The 15,004-nt window shown below is 58.7% G+C and carries 19 protein-coding genes; 10 read left to right on the forward strand and 9 right to left on the reverse strand.

Annotated elements, in window-relative coordinates; translation table 11 throughout:
• Positions 1 to 131: 131 nt before the first annotated feature.
• Positions 132 to 500 (reverse strand): membrane protein insertion efficiency factor YidD, encoded by a 369-nt coding sequence (gene yidD / locus FAA97_RS03390; protein ID WP_136597107.1) that lies wholly within the window; start codon positions 498 to 500, stop codon positions 132 to 134.
• A 2-nt stretch (positions 501 to 502) separates the two neighbouring features.
• Positions 503 to 949 (reverse strand): iron-sulfur cluster assembly scaffold protein, encoded by a 447-nt coding sequence (locus tag FAA97_RS03395; RefSeq protein WP_136597108.1) that lies wholly within the window; start codon positions 947 to 949, stop codon positions 503 to 505.
• A gap of 264 nt (positions 950 to 1,213) precedes the next feature.
• On the opposite strand from FAA97_RS03395, the gene folE reads away from it, so the two are divergent.
• The 3 genes from folE to FAA97_RS03410 all read left to right on the forward strand — a co-directional run bounded on the left by folE (position 1,214) and on the right by FAA97_RS03410 (position 3,350).
• Positions 1,214 to 1,816: a GTP cyclohydrolase I FolE gene (gene folE, locus FAA97_RS03400; RefSeq protein ID WP_136597109.1), complete on the forward strand. Its 603-nt coding sequence runs from the start codon at positions 1,214 to 1,216 to the stop codon at positions 1,814 to 1,816.
• 33 nt (positions 1,817 to 1,849) lie between these two features.
• On the forward strand, positions 1,850 to 2,314 hold the full coding sequence (hisI, locus tag FAA97_RS03405) for a phosphoribosyl-AMP cyclohydrolase (protein WP_136597110.1): 465 nt from the start codon (positions 1,850 to 1,852) through the stop codon (positions 2,312 to 2,314).
• 79 nt (positions 2,315 to 2,393) lie between these two features.
• Entirely contained in the window at positions 2,394 to 3,350 is a 957-nt protein-coding gene (locus tag FAA97_RS03410; protein WP_168800909.1) for a patatin-like phospholipase family protein, read from the forward strand.
• 34 nt (positions 3,351 to 3,384) lie between these two features.
• On the opposite strand, the gene FAA97_RS03415 is transcribed toward FAA97_RS03410, so the two are convergent.
• Both FAA97_RS03415 and FAA97_RS03420 read right to left on the reverse strand, forming a co-directional pair.
• Positions 3,385 to 3,819 (reverse strand): CBS domain-containing protein, encoded by a 435-nt coding sequence (locus FAA97_RS03415; protein ID WP_136597111.1) that lies wholly within the window; start codon positions 3,817 to 3,819, stop codon positions 3,385 to 3,387.
• Between the two features lie 100 nt (positions 3,820 to 3,919).
• Positions 3,920 to 4,681: a rhomboid family intramembrane serine protease gene (locus FAA97_RS03420; RefSeq protein WP_136597112.1), complete on the reverse strand. Its 762-nt coding sequence runs from the start codon at positions 4,679 to 4,681 to the stop codon at positions 3,920 to 3,922.
• Positions 4,682 to 4,849: 168 nt separating this feature from the next.
• Here FAA97_RS03420 and FAA97_RS03425 point away from each other — a divergent pair, with 168 nt between their 5' ends.
• The 6 genes from FAA97_RS03425 (at position 4,850) to FAA97_RS03450 (ending at position 9,639) form a co-directional block, all read left to right on the forward strand.
• Positions 4,850 to 5,467, forward strand: coding sequence for a PilZ domain-containing protein (locus tag FAA97_RS03425; RefSeq protein ID WP_136597113.1), 618 nt, complete (start codon positions 4,850 to 4,852; stop codon positions 5,465 to 5,467).
• Between the two features lie 263 nt (positions 5,468 to 5,730).
• Positions 5,731 to 6,342: a transglutaminase-like cysteine peptidase gene (locus tag FAA97_RS03430; RefSeq protein WP_136597114.1), complete on the forward strand. Its 612-nt coding sequence runs from the start codon at positions 5,731 to 5,733 to the stop codon at positions 6,340 to 6,342.
• A 180-nt stretch (positions 6,343 to 6,522) separates the two neighbouring features.
• Entirely contained in the window at positions 6,523 to 7,260 is a 738-nt protein-coding gene (locus FAA97_RS03435) for a hypothetical protein (protein ID WP_136597115.1), read from the forward strand.
• A gap of 205 nt (positions 7,261 to 7,465) precedes the next feature.
• Positions 7,466 to 8,788 carry a D-alanyl-D-alanine carboxypeptidase gene (locus FAA97_RS03440; RefSeq protein ID WP_136597698.1) on the forward strand — a complete coding sequence of 441 codons (1,323 nt, stop codon included), beginning with the start codon at positions 7,466 to 7,468 and terminating at the stop codon, positions 8,786 to 8,788.
• 60 nt (positions 8,789 to 8,848) lie between these two features.
• On the forward strand, positions 8,849 to 9,115 hold the full coding sequence (locus tag FAA97_RS03445; protein WP_136597699.1) for a hypothetical protein: 267 nt from the start codon (positions 8,849 to 8,851) through the stop codon (positions 9,113 to 9,115).
• Positions 9,112 to 9,639, forward strand: a complete 528-nt coding sequence (locus FAA97_RS03450; RefSeq protein ID WP_136597116.1) for a gamma carbonic anhydrase family protein — start codon at positions 9,112 to 9,114, stop codon at positions 9,637 to 9,639. The genes FAA97_RS03445 and FAA97_RS03450 overlap by 4 nt, the downstream gene beginning before the upstream one ends.
• On the opposite strand, the gene FAA97_RS03455 is transcribed toward FAA97_RS03450, so the two are convergent.
• From FAA97_RS03455 to FAA97_RS03465, 3 genes are read right to left on the reverse strand one after another with little or no spacing between them, the layout of a single operon-like run.
• Positions 9,640 to 10,032 (reverse strand): Fur family transcriptional regulator, encoded by a 393-nt coding sequence (locus FAA97_RS03455; RefSeq protein ID WP_136597117.1) that lies wholly within the window; start codon positions 10,030 to 10,032, stop codon positions 9,640 to 9,642.
• Entirely contained in the window at positions 10,029 to 10,850 is an 822-nt protein-coding gene (locus FAA97_RS03460) for a metal ABC transporter permease (protein WP_136597118.1), read from the reverse strand. The genes FAA97_RS03455 and FAA97_RS03460 overlap by 4 nt, the downstream gene beginning before the upstream one ends.
• Positions 10,840 to 11,769 (reverse strand): ATP-binding cassette domain-containing protein, encoded by a 930-nt coding sequence (locus FAA97_RS03465; RefSeq protein WP_136597119.1) that lies wholly within the window; start codon positions 11,767 to 11,769, stop codon positions 10,840 to 10,842. The genes FAA97_RS03460 and FAA97_RS03465 overlap by 11 nt, the downstream gene beginning before the upstream one ends.
• 98 nt (positions 11,770 to 11,867) lie before the next feature.
• Between FAA97_RS03465 and znuA the strand changes: the two genes are divergently transcribed.
• Entirely contained in the window at positions 11,868 to 12,884 is a 1,017-nt protein-coding gene (znuA, locus tag FAA97_RS03470; protein WP_136597120.1) for a zinc ABC transporter substrate-binding protein ZnuA, read from the forward strand.
• 57 nt (positions 12,885 to 12,941) lie between these two features.
• Here znuA and lpxB read toward each other — a convergent pair whose 3' ends face one another.
• The gene (gene lpxB / locus FAA97_RS03475) at positions 12,942 to 14,117 is read right to left on the reverse strand and encodes a lipid-A-disaccharide synthase (protein ID WP_136597121.1); all 1,176 of its coding nucleotides are present in this window, start codon (positions 14,115 to 14,117) and stop codon (positions 12,942 to 12,944) included.
• Positions 14,117 to 15,001, reverse strand: a complete 885-nt coding sequence (locus tag FAA97_RS03480; RefSeq protein WP_136597122.1) for an LpxI family protein — start codon at positions 14,999 to 15,001, stop codon at positions 14,117 to 14,119. The genes lpxB and FAA97_RS03480 overlap by 1 nt, the downstream gene beginning before the upstream one ends.
• Between the last annotated feature and the right edge of the window lie 3 nt (positions 15,002 to 15,004).

The following is a 15,004-nucleotide window of genomic DNA, read 5'->3' on the forward strand; positions in this document are numbered from 1 at the left end:
AAAGTCTCCTGATCCAGTCCCGCCAACGAATGCGGGTGGTGAAAATTCCGGAGTGCAGACTCCGGCACGAACCGGCGCTTGATAGGCCGAAAGTGCTGCTGAGTAAAGGATTTCGCGAAGGCCGCCAGCCGTCAATCGCGGGCTTTGCGGCCAAACCTCCAAAGCCTCCAAGGTACATACCAGGGGTAGCGCTCATCCAAGACATGCGGCACGGGATCAGACCCCCAGGTTCCACCGGGTCCGCAGCGCGCAACGCGAAACAGCGTCAGCCAGCCGCCTTGCCAGAGGCCATGCCGACCGACGGCTTCATAACCATATTCGGAACAGGTTGGCATATGGCGGCATGAACTGCCGACAAGGCTTGAAAAGGTCAGCTGATAAAGGCGGATGAAACCCATGCCGAGCAAACGCCCCGGCGTCTTGCGAAAGGGTCCTTGCCAGTTTCTGCCCTTTCGAACGTTGGCGACCGATGTGTGACCGCAATCGGGGCCGTTACACATGGTCAGCTTGCCTCTGCCGGCATTGCTGCATGTTCAATCTGGTCGAGACAATCGACGACCGCATCGAAGGTGAGCATCGTCGAGGCATGGCGTGCCTTGTAGTCTCTGACAGGCTTCAGAAAGCGCATGTCCTCGAAACGGCCGGTCGGCCCTTCGCCATCTTCCTTGAGCATGGCCAGCATGTCGGTTCTCGCCTGACGCAGTTCCGTGGGGGTTGCCCCGATCACATGCCGTGCCATGATGCCGGAGGAGGCTTGCCCCAGCGCACAGGCCTTGACCTCATGCGAGAAGTTGCTGACCACACCCTCTTGCAGCGAAAGATAGACCTTCACCTTGGAACCGCAGAGTTTGGAATGCTTTTCCGCACTGGCCTGGGCATCCGGAATCACACCAATTCGGTCGATGTTTCCGGCGTATTCCAGTATTTTCGTGTTGTAGATGTCGTCCATGGTCAATCCGTGCTCCGTCAGTCCACGTATATAGGGAGCATGTCGAGCAATGTCGCGCCCATGATGACGCGGCTCCCATCTTTAACAGGCAGCGCCTCGCATTTATATATCTACAAACGTCATGTCATAGGCGCCCGGCAATAGTGCTGCGATGGAAGGCCTAGACCAGACCCCGGAATATGCTTTATGAGCCGCATTTCGCATCTCAATACCGGCAAAGCCGAGACAATGATCCCCCCGGATCGCGATCGGGAGACCAAGAGCATGGACGCCATCGTTAAGAAGCTGACGACCGAGCCTCGGCGTCCCTCGCAGGAGGACGCCGAGGCCGCCGTGCGCACATTGCTGCTCTGGGCTGGCGATGACCCGGAGCGCGAAGGCCTGATCGACACCCCTGCCCGCGTCGCGAAGTCATTCCGCGAACTGTTTGCCGGCTACCATGCCGATATCGAAGAGGTTCTCGGGAGAACCTTCGAAGAAGTCGGCGGCTACAAGGACATGGTGCTCGTCCGCGACATTCCTTTCCATTCGCACTGCGAGCATCACATGCTGCCGGTCATCGGCAAGGCGCATGTCGGCTACCTTCCCGATGGTCGGGTGCTCGGCCTTTCCAAAATTGCGCGGATCGTCGACGTCTTCGCCAAACGGCTGCAGACGCAAGAAAACATGACGGCCCAGATCGCCCAGGCGATCGATGAAACACTCCGGCCAAAGGGCGTTGCGGTGTTTGTCGAAGCCGAGCACATGTGCATGGCAATGCGCGGCATTCAAAAAAGTGGTTCCACCACGCTGACGACCACCTTCAAGGGTGCTTTTGACGGCAACGCCGCCGAGCAGGTGCGATTCATGACCATGGTTCGCGGCTGAACCCAGATTTTCAATCCACAGCAAGAGAATGGCATGACCGCGCAATTGTTTGCCGCCCCATCCGCCAACAAGGAAGAGCTGGAAGAAGGCCTCGCCCTTTCACCACGATTCGATGACAAGGATCTGGTGACAGCCATCGTTACCGATGCCCGTGATGGTCACCTGCTGATGGTTGCGCATATGAATGCTGAAGCACTGAACCTGACGCTTTCGACAGGTATCGGCCACTATTTCAGCCGATCACGCAATGCGATCTGGAAGAAGGGCGAAAGCTCTGGAAATCTGCAGACGGTGCGCGAGATCCTGGTGGATTGCGATCAGGACGCTTTGTGGCTGAAAGTAGAGGTCGCAGGGCATGACGCAACCTGCCACACGGGCCGCCGGTCCTGCTTTTACCGGCGGGCCGTCGTCGTGGATGGAACTGCAAAGCTCGAATTGGCGGATGATCACCGTCATTTCGACCCGAAGTCTGTCTATTCGGATCCCAAGCCCACCTGACGCCACCGCGATGCCCTAACGATTTCGTAAGCAGAAGGTGGCCTAATCGAATTCTGATGGTTCGTTTCGGGACACTAACATGCTGAACTGGAATTTCATGGCAGGCGGGAGTGCTCCGATGGCAGAGATCTCCAGTGGCCCGCCCGTTTCGTCAGTCGCGACACCAACCCAGCCCATACAGCCTGCCAAGCCCGCGGTCGCGCTCGCACTCGGGGGCGGTGCCGCTCGCGGATGGGCGCATATCGGCGTTTTGCGGGCGCTCGATGAAGAGGGAATCGCCGTCAGCATGATTGCGGGAACGTCGATCGGCGCGCTGGTTGGCGGGTGCTATCTGGCGGGCCGGCTCGATGAATTGGAAGCATTCGCTCGCTCCCTGACCATGCGGCGCATAGCCTCCCTGCTCGATTTGACGATCGGCGGTGGCGGCCTGCTGGGCGGGATGCGACTCACAAAACGCATGCAGGAGCATCTGGAAGGTCTGACGATCGAAGACCTGCCGAAACCCTTTGTCGCCGTCGCCTCCGAACTGCATAGCGGCCATGAAGTCTGGATTGGCGGTGGCGACCTGATCACGGCACTCAGGGCCTCTTATGCCCTGCCAGGCATTTTCGAGCCAGTTCGCTGCAACAATCGCACGCTGATTGACGGCGCCCTGGTCAACCCGGTGCCTGTCTCGGTCTGCCGGGCGCATGAGCAACCTTTGGTCATGGCCGTCAACCTCAACTATGACGTCTTTGGCCGCTCAGCCGTCGTCAAACATCTCGCAAGCCGCGAACCTGTCGATGGCAGCGCACAGGCGGACCCCAAGCGGATGGGCCTGACCGGCGTCATGGTACAGGCCTTCAACATCATCCAGGACCGTATATCGCGGGCCCGCCTTGCCGGCGATCCGCCAGATCTTGCGCTTCATCCGCGGCTGAGTGATATCGGCCTTTCCGAATTTCACCGGGCTGGCGAGGCGATTGACCGCGGCTACCAAGAGGCGAAAGTTCGGGTATCAGAAATCCGCCGCATGCAGGATGCCATCCTACGCTGACGTGAAGCGAAACTCTGAAATCCCGCGAACGGACTTAGCCGGCGATATACGCCTTGATCTGCTCCGTTTCTGCCTCGATTTCCCGAATGCGGGACTTCACGACGTCACCGATCGAAATGATTCCCGATAGCTGGCCCTCGCGCTCGACGGGGACGTGGCGAAAACGCCGTGTCGACATCGTCTCCATCAACTCGTTCACCGTTGTTTCTTCTCTGCAGCGGAAAACATCGGCGGTCATATAGGCGGAGACCGGCTGATCGAAGGCGTCGCGACCTGCCGTCCCGATGGCACGGACCACATCGCGTTCGGTAAATATGCCGACGATCCGGTTGTCCATTCCGACAACAACGACGGCGCCAATCTTGTGCTCTTCAAGGATGCGCGCCGCATCGGCGAGGGAAACATTGGGATTGACGGTGACGACGTTGCGCCCCTTCTGTTCCAGGATGCTCTTTGCGGATGCTGCCATGCTTGCCTCCTTCTGGAGCGACGCGCCTAGCACGCCGTTCCTCCTCCCATTGAGGAGTGAATGGTGCATCGAAGAAGCACACAATGCAACATCTCTAAAATTAAGGGGAAAATCCTCTCGTGCCGCGAAAATCAAAGAGCGGGAAGCAAAAGAAGCCAAAGATAAAGCCGCCAATATGGGCATCCCAAGCAATATTCGCACCTCCGGCCCCCATGACCGGCAGGCCGAATGCGATGGCGAAGTTACCGATGAACCAGATCAGGACAAAGACCCGAACGGTCTTTTCGTGAAGCGATTGCCCAACTGACAGGAGCGGCGGCCGGGCATCTCCCCCTCCCCGACCCACTCTCCGTCCGCCAAACGCAAATCTGCATGCGGCCCCCATCAAGGCAGCGATCACGCCAGAAGCTCCGACCAGCAGCGAACTGGCACCCCAATTCACGAAAAGGTGAAGCGCGGCAGCCGCCGCCGCAGAAGCGATCCAGAACGCGAGAAACCGGGCAGCTCCGACACGCTTGGCGACGGGCGCGCCGAAGGCCACCAACCAAAGGCTGTTGAATATGAGATGCTCCCAGCCGCCGTGTAAAACCGAATAGGTTATCGGTGACCAAACCCAAGCAAGGGACTGATCCGAAAAGGGAATCACGTAGCGTACGGGGGAAAAGCCAAGCTCTACCGAAAGCCATGCGCCGATATCGAGCGGGAAGACGTACACCATCAGCAGATGCATCCCGACGATGACGCCGAGCGCCACCAGGACGGGTGCCGGGATGTTAAAGATTGGCGGCTCCGTCGAAGGCGTGGGCATAATGTCGTCTGAGGGGACATCGCCATTGCCGACCGTGTTGCGCTCACTGCTCATTTACACCCCAATATATCTACTGAATCCGAAATCCATCGTCAGATTTTCGCACGATTTTTTCGCAATACACGTTTATCGGGACCGGAATCTGGCCGCGAAAGCAAACGTTATATTAACGGCTGACCGATAAATCTGCTCGTATCCGCAATAAAAGACAGACCGTCGAAGATGCAATCCTCGCTGACAAGCCAGCCCTCGACACTTGCCCCGCCACCGGGTGTGCAACGCGCTTTTCAGCGTGTTTCCGTGAGCCTCCAGGGCCGCTTGATGCTGGCCAATTATGAGGAATATGTCTGCAAGGTTGTGGACATGTCTCCAGGCGATGTGCGCTTCGCCTGTGCAGGCTGCCCACGCGTGAATGAACGGATTGTTGCCTATATCGACCACCTGGGTCGAATCGAAGGCACGGTCGTCAAAGTTCTCGACGACGGATTTGTCATTTCGATCAATGCCACCGCACGAAAGCGCGAAAAACTCGCCGCGCAATTGACCTGGCTCGCCAACAAGCATGAACTCGGCCTTCCGGAAGACCGCCGTCACGACCGCCTCGCTCCCCGCAAGACCCGGACCGAGCTCACCCTTGACGACGGCCAGAGCCTGCCCTGCCGTCTGATTGACCTGTCCCTCTCCGGCGCCGCAGTGGACATCGATGTAAGGCCACCAATCGGCACCGCGGTGATCCTCGGCCAGAACATGCGCGGCCGCATTGTCCGCCATTTCGCCGAAGGCGTTGCCGTCGAGTTCTTGACTTTGCAAACACGCGACAGCCTCGCCGAATTTCTCTGATCGATAGATCAACGTACCTGTGCGAAGGGCGCCCGCAAGCAGCGAGGCGCCCTTTTTCGTTGCCGTCGCATCTGGTGCGGGACGGCGCCTGTCATTGCCTTGCATTTTAACAAAATTCGATTTCAATTTTCCGAAATATAGATTCAAATAAACGATAAATACAAATAGGATTTGTTTTTGTTTCTATTATAATTGAACCGCGAACCTTCGCGAGAGATCAAATCTTATGTGTCATTGTACATCCCATCACAGGGAGAAAAGCAATGACAACAAAGAAAATCCTGGGAATGCTAATTTCGGCAACCATCACGCTGGCAGGAGCAAACGCCGCGATGGCGGCCGGTCAGGCCTCGATGAAAGTGGTCGGCAAGGCCAACCCTCCGATTGGCCACTATGAGTTCTGTCAGATCAACACCGCTGAATGCGAGGCAACGGGTCGCGATGCGGGGCCACATCGGCTGACCGAACAGACCTGGCGCGCGCTGCTTGAAGTCAACTATGACATCAACACCAAAATCATGCCGCTCACCGACATGGAGATCTACGGTGTCGAAGAGCGCTGGGCGTATCCGATTTCCGTTGGCGACTGTGAAGATTTCGCCCTGCTCAAGCGCAAACTCCTGATTGATCGCGGTTTCTCACCATCGGATCTGCTGATGACAGTGGTCCTTCAACCCAATGGCGAAGGTCATGCCGTTCTAACCGTGCGCACAGACCGCGGCGACTTCGTGCTCGACAACATGCGCAACAAGGTGATGCTCTGGTCCGAAACTGAATACACCTACCTCAAGCGCCAGTCGTCCACCCATGCAGGCCGCTGGGTCAAGCTCCAGGATGGTCGCGCAAGCTTTGTCGGCAGCGTCAACTCGAACTGATTATCTCAACTTCGGCCACGGTCCGTCCCCGCCACCCGTCCCCCGACCGCGGCAGAAGCGCCGGTCCCGCACCCCGCGGGACCGGCCCCTCAAATTTTAAGCTCGCATTAACCACAATCGCGGAAAGCTTTTCCCGTCGCTGCGATCGCCGCGGCAGATGCCGTCAGCCAGGGAAAGACCATGCCCGATCACGACACGACGCACAGTACGCCCGGCCCGCTACTGTCCAATCGCTTCCTGTCCGTCGCAACTGCGGTCATTGCCGTGCTCGCCCTGTCGTCTCTGGCCATCAGCTTTGCCGGCAAACACTATGGGCACCAATTGGCGCTCGCCAATCATTCCGACAGCACGACACCCATCAAGGTCGCCATCGGCCGAGATGTTCTCACATTGCCGGAAAACACTCTGCGCTTTGCAGTACAGAGAGTGAGCAAGGCTCACGAGCAAGTGGATTTGTACCTGTCCTGGCCCGAGATGAGAGGATACGAAGACGCACTTCGGAGCCGCTTCAACAGCACTCACCCCGCAGGCATCGTATTCCTTCAGATTTCGCAAAGCACCATGACGCGCGATATGTCAGGGAGGCTGGATCCGATCTACAGGCAACTTCTCGGACCCGGCGTAACGCAAGGTCCGGGCGGCCTTGAGGAGCGCCATTTCCTGCCAGGTACCGGCTACGAGGGCGAGGTCCTGCTCACAGGCACAGACAAAGCTGGCCACGTCTATGCAGTTCGCTGCCTGGACCCTGCCAGAGGGAGCGCGCCGACAAGTAGCGACTGCCAGCGCGACATTCATCTGGGTCGCGACATGAGTGTTCTCTACCGTTTTCCACGCAATATTCTGCACGACTGGGAAAATCTGGAAAGCGCAATTCGCACTTACATTCAATCTCGACTCTCGCCGGCAACATCCAGTTGACTTGCTAAAATCCGGGCAATTTTCTCAATGGAACCTTCATTATAAACGACTTGGTAAGGCTCCTTGCCTACTCTTTGGAAAGCTCTCGTCGCTCCGTGCGGCAAACCGCAGATTTAATTCAAAGAGTATCACTGTGCATAAAATCCCGGGACGTGTTCTGTCTGTCTTTGCTCGCGTATGCGTGACGGCTTTGGTGGCAGGCTTGATGATCTTCGGCGCGGAACGCAGCGCCTTCGCCAATCCGAAATATGCCGGTATTGTCATTGACGCGAAGACCGGTGAGGTCCTCTACAACGAGGATGGTGACTCGCAGCGCTATCCGGCGTCGCTGACGAAAATGATGACTCTTTATCTTGTGTTCGAAGCGCTCGACCAGGGTCGCATCACCATGAAGAGCAAGGTAACTTTCTCTGCCAACGCCGCGGCCGAACCACCGACGAAGCTTGGTGTTGGCACTGGCCGTAGCGTGACGGTCGAACAGGCCATCTATGCGCTCGTCACCCGCTCCGCAAATGATGCCGCAACGGCGCTTGGCGAAATGCTGGCCGGCTCTGAAACCCGCTTTGCGCAGCAGATGACGGCGAAAGCCCGCAGCCTTGGCATGAGCCGCACGACCTACCGCAATGCTCATGGCCTGCCAAATAGCGGCCAGGTGACAACCGCGCGCGACCAGGCGCGCCTGTCGATGGCCTTGCGTCAGCATTTCCCGCAATATTATGGCGTGTTCTCCGCTCGCAGCTTCAAGTTCGGCAAGCAGACCATTTCGAACCACAATCGCCTCCTTGGCACGGTCCGCGGCGTCGACGGCATCAAGACTGGCTACACCCGCGCCTCCGGCTACAATCTGGCTACATCTGCGCAGGCAGGCGGACGCTCCATCGTTGCCGTCGTGCTGGGTGCGCGTTCCGGTGCCAGCCGAAATGCCCATATGACCAATCTCGTCGAGCGTTACCTGCCGCAAGCGTCGCGGAGCGGTTCGGGCAATCTGATCGCCAAGAAGGCGTCTCCAGCAACTGGTGATATTGGCACCGCATCCGCCTTTTCTCTGCCGACGACCGGACCTGTGCCGGATGTGCGGTTCAACGGCGTCCAGGCATCGGCCTATGCCGAGACGGTGACCAACAGCGTTCCAGCCCCGATGCAGGCTGTCGCGCCAAGTGCCGCTCCGGCCTATGCTCCGCCTGCACCCGTCGCCGTGACCGACCGCATGCCGACCGGCTCGATCCCGGCTGCCAACGCACCTGATATCGATAGCGTTACCACCGCCTCGACCTCCACGCCGACGGGTTGGATCGTCCAGGTCGGCACGTCGCCCGAACAGTCGTCGGCGATGGATCTCCTGCGCGCAGCGCAAGATAAAGGCGGCAAGGTATTGCGTTCCGCCACCCCCTTCACTGTTGCCTATAACACCGGCTCTGCGCAGGTCTATCGTGCCCGATTTGGCGGCTTCGCCGATCAGGACGCCGCCGTGAACGCGTGCAAGGCGCTGAAGAAGAAAGGTATCGGCTGCTGGGCCGCCGCTCAATAACGATTGGTCCCTCGAATTGTTGTGCGTACGAGGAATTCTATGAGTATCAACGATACCCCGATGCTAGTCGACCAGGCCCAGGACAACCAGGGTGAGTACGCGCCGCTCTCCGGTCTGCACCCTTTGCATGAAGCGGCTTTTCGCCTTGCTGATCTCGGGGCACGGCAAAAGCGTTCACGCACCAAGGAACTGATATCTGCGCTGCTTTCGCATGGCGCTCGCGCCTGGCGTTATTCTCAGCCCCAGACGCATATTCACCTGCATGTTCCCGTTCAAAGCGGACGCTTCCCGGTCATCATGCGGCTGCGTGACCGATCGCCGGCATGAGCGTGTACGCGCTGGGCGACCGCCGCCCCCATTTACCCCCGGGCGATCGATATTGGATTGCACCGACGGCAGTCGTGGTCGGCGATGTCAGATTGGGCACCGATGTCAGTGTCTGGTTCGGTGCGGTGCTGCGCGGAGACAATGATCCGATCACGATTGGTGCTGGCAGCAATGTTCAGGACGGCACCGTGGTTCATTCCGACCCAGGCTTTCCCACACTGGTCGGGGCCGGCTGCACCATAGGACATCGCGCAATCCTGCATGGCTGCACGCTTGGCGACAACACGCTCGTCGGCATGGGCGCAACCATTTTGAATGGCGCAATCATCGGAAAAAATTGCATTGTCGGCGCCAAAGCGCTCGTGACCGAGGGAAAGGTATTTCCGGACAATAGCCTTATCGTGGGTGCGCCCGCACGCGTGGTCCGAAGCCTCGACGACAATGCCGTTGCCCGCCTCAGGCTTTCCGCTGCCCATTATGTTGCAAATTGGCAGAGATATGCGGTTGGGCTGACGGTGCTCTGATCAGGCGCAGCTCTCGCATAAGCCGCGAATCTCGATCGTCGTCTTCCCTGGTTTGAACGCCAGTTTCTTTGCGATGTCGGCGAGCCTGTGATCAACGGCATGATCATGAAATTCGGTCGCCACGCCGCATTTCTCGCAAATCATGAAAGCAACGGTCCCGTGGCCGGAACACCCGTCATGCGGATGCGCACAGGCCACAAAGGCATTGATACTTTCGACCCTGTGCACCAGGCCCATGTCCACCAGCTTTTCAAGTGCACGGTAAACCTGAAGCGGTGCGCGGAACCCGTCGCCCCGAAGCTTGTCGAGAAGCGTATAGGCCGAAAGTGGGGTCTGAGCATCCCGCAACGCGCCGAAGACAAGTGATTGATTACGGGTCAGATCAGTTGTCATGAGCGAACTCCGTTTTGGGTTTCAGAGGAGAGACGGCCTCGCCGCGGGAGGAGGCTCAGCAGAAACAGCAGGAGGGCCGCGACGACGATCGACGGCCCGGACGGGGTGTCCTGCGTCAGTGAACCAAAGAGGCCGATGATGACGGCCAGCATCCCGATCAAGGAGGCCACAAGAGCCATACCCTCCGGGGTGCCCGCGAACCGGCGGGCCGTCGCGGCCGGGATGATCAACAATGCGGTGATCAGGAGGATCCCCACGATCTTCATGGCGATCGCAATTACCAGCGCCATGAGGAGCATGAAGATGATCTTGGCGCGCTCCGGGCGCAACCCCTCTGCCTCAGCCAGTTCCTCATTGACTGTGGCGGCCAGCAGTGGCGTCCATAACAATGCAATGACACCAACAACGAGGGCTCCACCTGCCCAAATGATCGCAACGTCGGCCATCGTTACTGCCAGAATGTCGCCAAAGAGGAAGCTGACGAGGTCGAACCGTACCCACGACATGAAGGCCACCATGACCAGACCGAGGGCAAGCGTCGCGTGGCTGAGTATCCCCAGAAGCGCATCCGCAGACAGGCCCTGACGCTTTTGTAGCGCGAGCAATACCAGAGAGATGCCCGCTGCCACGCAAAAGACGCTGATCATCAGATTGAGTGAAAGCAACAAGGAAAGAGCCACGCCCAACAATGCCGAATGGGCCATGGTATCGCCAAAATAGGCCATTCTGCGCCATATGACGAAGCATCCAAGCGGACCTGTCGTCGCGGCCAGACCTATTCCGGCAAGAAGAGCGCGGACAAAAAAATCATCGAACATGATGATGCGTCCCTTCCGGCGACGTTTTCAAAGAAGATGGTGCGTGCTCATGCTCGTGCCGATGACCGTGATGGGATGCATGAGCCCCATGGTCATTGTCATGATCATGGGCATGATGGTGGCCGTCGTCGGGATGGCAATGATCGGTAACACTTCCATCAGCATGGAGGACACGCCCGTCCGGCAAATGGGTATGATCGTGATCGTGGCTGTAAACCGCCAGCGTGCCTGCCGCCTTGCCGCCGAAGAGACGCATATATTCCGGGCTGCGACTGACGGCTGCCGGCGTTCCACGGCAACACACATGCCCATTGAGGCAGATCACCGTATCGGTTGCCGCCATCACCACATGAAGATCATGCGAGATCAGGAGGATGCCGCATTGGCTCTTGTCACGGATGGAGGTGATCAGCTCGTAGAGGGCAATCTCACCTGAGAAATCCACGCCCTGCACCGGCTCGTCGAGAACGAGGATGTCGGGTTGACGCGCAATGGCACGCGCAAGCAGCGCACGCTGGAACTCGCCACCGGAGAGATGCTGAACTTCTGCACCGGCCAGATGCGCAATGCCGACGGCGTCCAGGGCCGCCTCGATCTCGCTCGCCTTCAGTCTCTGCGTCAACGACAGCAGACGCCGGACGGTCAACGGCATGGTCCAATCAACCGAAAGTTTTTGCGGCACATAGCCGACCTTCAGTCCAGGCTTCCGCTTCACCGTTCCTTCGTTGGCCGAGAGAACGCCAATCGCCATCTTCGCAGTCGTCGATTTGCCCGAACCGTTCGGCCCGATCAACGTGACGATCTCGCCTGGGGCAACGGACAGATCGACACCCCTCACCAACCATCGGCCATTGCGCTGGATACCGGCCCCCTCGAGCCGGACCAGATGCGAGCTTGAAATCGGAGTGCTGCCCGTCATGAAAGATCCCGGAAAATAGCTGTTGCGCCGTGATATGGCACACGTTATAGCGTAACGCAACAAACGTAACTGTATTACATTACGAACGGAAGCCTGTCATGCATCGTCAATTCTCCCTCGCCGCTTCAGTCGCCGCGCTCTGCCTTCTTCCAGGCGTCGCCTTCGCGGCCCCGCAGGTGGTCGCCTCGGTTAAACCCATCCATTCGCTGGTTGCCTCGGTGATGAAGGGCGTGGGTGAACCCGCTTTGATTGTCGAAGGCGGTGCCTCGCCACATACCTATTCGATGAAGCCATCGAACGCGCGCGCTTTGGAGAGCGCGGATGTCGTTTTCTGGGTCGGTTCTGGATTGGAGGCGTTTCTCGACAAGCCACTCGAGGCGCTCGCCGGGGATGCAAAAGTCGTTGAGCTTGAGGACGTTGACGGGCTGCGCAAGCTGCCGTTCCGGGAAGGTGGCGCCTTCGAGGCGCATGACCACGGAGAGGGTGAGCACGCCCATGGATCGCATGATGACCATGACCATGCGGGGCACGATCACGGCCATGATGCTCACGCCGAGGACAGCGGGCACGAGCATCATGAGGGCGACGGACATTCGCATGGTGGCTCTGACATGCACCTTTGGCTCGACCCCAACAATGCCAGCTTGATGGCCAAGGCCATCGCAGTAACACTTTCTGAAGCTGATCCGGACAATGCTGCGACTTATGCGGAGAATCTGAAAGCACTCCAGGCTGAACTCACAGCTCTCGATGACGAGATCCGCAACACGCTTGCCCCGACTGCAGGCAAGCGCGCGGTGGTGTTCCATGACGCCTATCAGTATTTTGAGACGCACTACGGCCTGCGTATCGCCGGCTCGATTACCGTGAGCCCGGAGACGATGCCGGGAGCGGAACGGCTTTCGGAAATCAAGGCAAAGATTGCAGAGCTTGATGTCGCCTGCGTGTTTGCCGAACCACAATTCGATACGCGTCTCGTCGAGGTTGTTACGGCAGGCACAAATGCGAAGATCGGCACGCTCGATCCCGAAGGCGCGACCTTCGAGCCAGGTGCCGCTCTCTATAGCGATCTTATGCGCAAGCTTGCCACATCTGCTGCGGAGTGCATGGGCTAAGGCCCACAATTGATCGAGCAAGGATTATAGAAACAGCGTTGCGGCGAGGACCTGTCGTCAGATTCGACCTTTTCGCCGCAACACATCAAGCACGATTTCGGCCCCGGCATCGCCTGCCGGCTCGGGCGTGGCCATCTTGTCGTGCACGTCTGCAAAACCCGCCAGCATGGCCGCACGTTGCTCAGTATCGGCGCGCAAGCGCTCCGCCCAGCGGACAAGGCTGCCGGGCCTGACGACCTCATTGAAATATTCGGGAATGACCACGTAGTCGGCAATCAAGTTCGGCAAGGCGCCGGTCCATACCTTGATGCGGCTGCTTATCAAGCGAACAATCCAGTCTGCCTTATAGACAGAGACAGTGGGAACGGACGCCAGCGCGAGTTCGAGAATAACGGTGCCCGATGCCGCCCATGCCATGTCCGCCTCGGCAAAGGCTCGAAGCTTGCCATCTTCGCCCACCACAATCTCCGGCTTCAAGCGCCAGTCCTTGGTCAGCATCCTCACGAGCTCTTCCTGATGCGGCACGGTCGGCAGGAGGAGACGAGGATCTCCGTTGCGGCTGGCAAAGATCTCCGCAGCCTCTCCCATCACGGGCAACAGATGGTTGATCTCACTCGACCGCGAACCTGGTAAAAGCAGAAGCGTCGCCGGCGCACCAGCGCCCTCACCTTTTCGAGCCATTCGCTGTGCCCTGACCGCAAGCAGGCCGGCATGGCTTGCAAGCCGGTGGCCAATGAAATGGGTCTTCGGGCCACCCAGCCGCTGCATGACCTCGGGTTCAAATGGCAAGACAGCCAGCACCTCATCGACATAGGCAAGCATGGCCTGGGCACGGTATTCCTTCCAGGCCCAGACGCTTGGGCAGACATATTTGATGACGGGAACATCGGGCAACCGTTGACGCAGCTTCTTTGCCACGCGGTGGGTGAAGTCCGGACTGTCGACCAAAAGCACCAGATCCGGTTTGGCGTCAGCGATCTGCGCGGCAGTCAGAGAAATCAGCCGTATCAGCCGCGGCAATTTTGCAAGCACGGCCGTAAAGCCCATGATCGACAGTTCGGAAAAATCGAAGAACGAGCGCAGACCCTGTTGCTGCAAAGCCGGGCCGCCCACACCGACGAGATCCACTTGCCCCGAATAACGCTTCTTCAAAGCCGCAATCAGATCTGCACCCAAGAGATCGCCTGAGACTTCTCCGGCAACAACCGCAATCTTCAGGGCTCTGTCATGCATCAGGTTTCGCTTTCGCTCTTGTCTATACCCGTGATGAAGATACCGGCCTCGTCTGCCTTGCGGATCATTGCTTCGCGTTCGACGACAAGTGCACGACCGGCCTCGACCGCAATGCCCGCAAGGCCAGCTTTCACAGCATTTTCGACAGTGGAAACACCGATGGTCGGCAAGTCCACCCTGACATCCTGCTGCGGCTTGCACAGCTTGACGAGAACGCCTTTGCGACGTTGGGAGATGCGCCCATCTGCCCGCAACTGCGCCACGCGATGCAACATCGCATCCGTGCCCTCGACACCTTCCAGAGCGACAATACGTCCGCCGACGGCGACCGCACCCTGGCCGACATCAAGGAGACCCAAAGCGACAGCCGCAGCGCTCGCCCGAGCAATATCCCGTTCATCTTCTGCTGTCGGAACTCTTGCGCCGATCGGTCCCAAGGTTGCAAGCAGCGAAGGCAAAATCTGGTGCGCCCCGACAACCTGGCAGCCTTGCGCTTCAAGCAGGGAGATGACCATGCGCAAAACCGCGTCATCCCCGCCGGACAAGAGAGTCTTCAAGGCGACAGGCAATTTCAGGATCGAGCGCAGATTGACGCGAATGTCAGAAAACAGCGGCCGACGCTTGACAGCGCCTGACATGACGACGCGCTTGATACCTTCCCGCGCAATCGTATCCGCAAGGCCCTTCAGATCGCCGACACCAATGACATCGGACTGAAAACCATCAAACGGATCGTCGGCTTCGTTCCTCAGCCGAAAGATGAAAGGATCTTCGCCGACTTCGCGTGCTGCCTCAGCGATATAGAGCGGCAGCTTGCCGCTGCCAGCGACAATCGCGAGCCGCCCTTTGATCTGCGCACCCGATGTCGCTACGCCGGGCCGCATGGC

The organism is Peteryoungia ipomoeae (assembly GCF_004912165.1).
GTDB classification, from domain to species: domain Bacteria; phylum Pseudomonadota; class Alphaproteobacteria; order Rhizobiales; family Rhizobiaceae; genus Allorhizobium; species Allorhizobium ipomoeae.

Bases quoted from the DNA above. Each gene is read 5' to 3' on its own strand.
- hisI (WP_136597110.1), top strand. From the start codon at position 1,850: ATGACCGCGCAATTGTTTGCCGCCCCATCCGCCAACAAGGAAGAGCTG.
- FAA97_RS03420 (WP_136597112.1), bottom strand. From the start codon at position 4,681: ATGAGCAGTGAGCGCAACACGGTCGGCAATGGCGATGTCCCCTCAGAC.
- FAA97_RS03410 (WP_168800909.1), top strand. From the start codon at position 2,394: ATGCTGAACTGGAATTTCATGGCAGGCGGGAGTGCTCCGATGGCAGAG.
- FAA97_RS03460 (WP_136597118.1), bottom strand. From the start codon at position 10,850: ATGTTCGATGATTTTTTTGTCCGCGCTCTTCTTGCCGGAATAGGTCTG.
- FAA97_RS03440 (WP_136597698.1), top strand. From the start codon at position 7,466: ATGATCTTCGGCGCGGAACGCAGCGCCTTCGCCAATCCGAAATATGCC.
- znuA (WP_136597120.1), top strand. From the start codon at position 11,868: ATGCATCGTCAATTCTCCCTCGCCGCTTCAGTCGCCGCGCTCTGCCTT.
- FAA97_RS03480 (WP_136597122.1), bottom strand. From the start codon at position 15,001: ATGCGGCCCGGCGTAGCGACATCGGGTGCGCAGATCAAAGGGCGGCTC.
- FAA97_RS03435 (WP_136597115.1), top strand. From the start codon at position 6,523: ATGCCCGATCACGACACGACGCACAGTACGCCCGGCCCGCTACTGTCC.
- yidD (WP_136597107.1), bottom strand. From the start codon at position 500: ATGTGTAACGGCCCCGATTGCGGTCACACATCGGTCGCCAACGTTCGA.
- FAA97_RS03445 (WP_136597699.1), top strand. From the start codon at position 8,849: ATGCTAGTCGACCAGGCCCAGGACAACCAGGGTGAGTACGCGCCGCTC.
- lpxB (WP_136597121.1), bottom strand. From the start codon at position 14,117: ATGCATGACAGAGCCCTGAAGATTGCGGTTGTTGCCGGAGAAGTCTCA.
- folE (WP_136597109.1), top strand. From the start codon at position 1,214: ATGGACGCCATCGTTAAGAAGCTGACGACCGAGCCTCGGCGTCCCTCG.
- FAA97_RS03430 (WP_136597114.1), top strand. From the start codon at position 5,731: ATGACAACAAAGAAAATCCTGGGAATGCTAATTTCGGCAACCATCACG.
- FAA97_RS03395 (WP_136597108.1), bottom strand. From the start codon at position 949: ATGGACGACATCTACAACACGAAAATACTGGAATACGCCGGAAACATC.
- FAA97_RS03425 (WP_136597113.1), top strand. From the start codon at position 4,850: ATGCAATCCTCGCTGACAAGCCAGCCCTCGACACTTGCCCCGCCACCG.
- FAA97_RS03465 (WP_136597119.1), bottom strand. From the start codon at position 11,769: ATGACGGGCAGCACTCCGATTTCAAGCTCGCATCTGGTCCGGCTCGAG.
- FAA97_RS03455 (WP_136597117.1), bottom strand. From the start codon at position 10,032: ATGACAACTGATCTGACCCGTAATCAATCACTTGTCTTCGGCGCGTTG.
- FAA97_RS03415 (WP_136597111.1), bottom strand. From the start codon at position 3,819: ATGGCAGCATCCGCAAAGAGCATCCTGGAACAGAAGGGGCGCAACGTC.
- FAA97_RS03450 (WP_136597116.1), top strand. From the start codon at position 9,112: ATGAGCGTGTACGCGCTGGGCGACCGCCGCCCCCATTTACCCCCGGGC.